We start from the raw sequence: 2,689 nt of genomic DNA, 5'->3' as shown, positions 1-2,689 counted from the left end.
ATCAAAATATATTGGGAACGCGTGGATATTGAGTTAAGAGGGGCAAACATACGAAAGGAGAACATTGTAAGGGAAGGAGCAGGGATTACCGATTTTAATTTCTTTTATCCGCATTGTGCTGATGGGATATACGGGGTAAAAGAGTATGAGAGGATAACGATAAAGGAGGTCTATCCTAATATAGATTGGGTATGGCGGAAGGATAGTAACAAGGGATACAAACATGAGTTTGTAGTAAGGTCAGGTGGGGATTACAGGCAGATAGAGATGGTCTATTTGAGCAAGCAGCCGATTAAGATAAATGGGTCAGGGGAGATAGAGGTTTATACTTTGTATGGGAATTTGAAGGAGGCAAAGCCTGTGAGTTTTTACGGGGGAAATGAGATGAGTACGGGGTTTAAGTTAAGAAGTCAGAAGAGAGTTAATGTGTATGGCGATAGTGGCTATGAGAGTGTAATAACTTTTGAGGTTTTGGGGGTAAGCAGCACAAGCGACATATTAGTAATTGACCCACAATTAGTATGGGGTACGTTTTATGGAGGAAGTAACGTTGACGGACCGATGGGCATAGACACCGATGCAACTGGAAATGTATTTGTTACGGGGTATAGTTTTTCAACCGATTTCCCCGTTCAAAATCCTGGTGGGGGTGCGTACTATCAAGGAACAAAAGTAGGTGATCAGGATGCTTTCATTTTGAAGTTTACTAATACGGGGGTTCGTCAATGGGCTACGTACTACGGAGGAAGCAGTTATGACCATGCGGTTTACGTAGCTGCCGATGGTACAGGAAATGTGTTTGTTACAGGGTACACTTTATCGGCTAATCTTCCTGTTCAAAATCCTGGCAGCGGTGCATATTATCAAGCAATAAGTGGAGGAGGATATGATGCTTTCATTTTGAAGTTTACTAATACGGGAGTTCGCCAGTGGGCTACGTACTACGGAGGAAGTACTTTCGATTATGGCTATTCTCTAGATACCGATGGTACAGGAAATGTGTTTGTAACGGGATATACGGGTTCAACTAATTTTCCTGTTCAAAATCCTGGCGGCGGTGCATATTATCAAGGAACGAGATCAGGAACTCAAGATGCTTTCGTTTTGAAGTTTACTAATACAGGGGTTCGCCAGTGGGCTACATACTACGGGGGAAGCAATAATGAAGTGGGTTATTCTGTGGCTGTAGATGGCACAGGGAATGTGTTTGTAACGGGATATACAGAGTCAACTAACTTTCCTGTTCATAATCCTGGTGGCAGTGTATTTTTTCAAGCATCAAACGGAGGATGGTATGATGTTTTCATTTTAAAGTTTTCTAATCTTGGTATTCGCCAATGGGCTACGTACTATGGAGGAAGCCAAGATGATATAGGTTATTCTTTGGCTGTAGATAATACAGGAAACCTGCTTGTGACTGGGATCACTCTGTCAACTAATTTTCCTGTTTATAATCCTGGAAGCGGCGCGTACTATCAAGGAACAAAAGCAGGGGGATCAGGAATTGCAGATGTTTTCATTTTGAAATTTGATAACGCTGGTGTTCGCCAATGGGCTACATACTATGGAGGAAACGATGGTGAAACTATGTTTGAGTATGACAATATTGCAATTGATAACTGTGGAAATGTGTATATAATTTTTACCACAAATGCTTCCGCTTTTCCCCACTTGTTAAACTCTTGTGATGGGCAGTATTACGATAGTTCTAACGGAGGGTCTGGTGATTTTGTAATTTCCCTTTTTAACACCGAAGGTATCTTACTTTGGTGTACTTACATAGGAGGAGATGGAAATGATTTTCGTAATCCTATTGCTGTGGATGTAAATAATAATTTATTTGTTAGCGGTGAATGGACTGTTGTATCTAATTCCACTACCTACTCTTATTCTCTAGTCAATCCAGGGGGTGGAGCATATTTTGATAACACTTTCAATGGATCTGATGATGGTTTTATACTTAAATTTCTTCATGCGCCTTGTACATGCGCGCTTTTACCTCACAATATTCTCTCTTTCTATACTGAATGGCACAATTCAGAACAAACGCAAGCCTTACTTTCTTGGCAAGTGCAGGGAGATGCAGCTACTAATCAATTCGTAGTAGAACGTAAAGTACAAGATATATGGCAAGAAGTTACAGTAGTGCCTCACAATTCCGCTACTACTACCTACGAATTTGTAGACCACATTCCCGAAGATCTATGGAGTGCTAATGAGTTTTACTATCGCATCAAGTCTGTGGGTAAAGATGGGCAGCATCGGTACAGTGAGATAAAGACGCTTAGGCGTAGTCATTTAACCTTTATAGGTTCTGTGCCTACGCTGATGAAAGATGAACTCAATTTTACTTTGTTTTCAAGTGTGGAAGGGGAGTTAAGTTTGCAGGTAGTGGATATGTTAGGTAGAGAAATGGTAGCCAGAAGGGTAAATATAAGCAGGGGTATGCAGGTAATCAAAGTAAAGTTACCAAGTTTATCCAGTGGTACATATATTTTACGCATAGTTACGCCTGATGGTCAGGAGAGTGTGCAGAAGCAGTTTGTAGTGCATTGAGATAGTTTTTGATTTAGAATAAAACCTTGTTTAGCTTATTGCTAGGCAAGGTTTTATTTTTGGGCGTGCCCTTGTGGGCGTTTCGCTTGCGCTCATGCCCACAAGGTCGGCGTGCTACGGGCTACGCTATCGC

General features: G+C 41.3%; 1 protein-coding gene. It reads left to right on the top strand.

Annotation, left to right across the window (positions count from 1 at the left end; all coding sequences use genetic code 11):
* Positions 1 to 2,556: SBBP repeat-containing protein (locus NZ519_13530; protein ID MCS7029775.1), on the top strand; the 2,556-nt coding region annotated here is incomplete at its 5' end.
* Between the last annotated feature and the right edge of the window lie 133 nt (positions 2,557 to 2,689).

It is taken from the genome of Bacteroidia bacterium (assembly GCA_025056095.1).
Taxonomy (GTDB): domain Bacteria; phylum Bacteroidota; class Bacteroidia; order JANWVE01; family JANWVE01; genus JANWVE01.
This window is presented reverse-complemented; position numbering and strand designations above follow the sequence as displayed.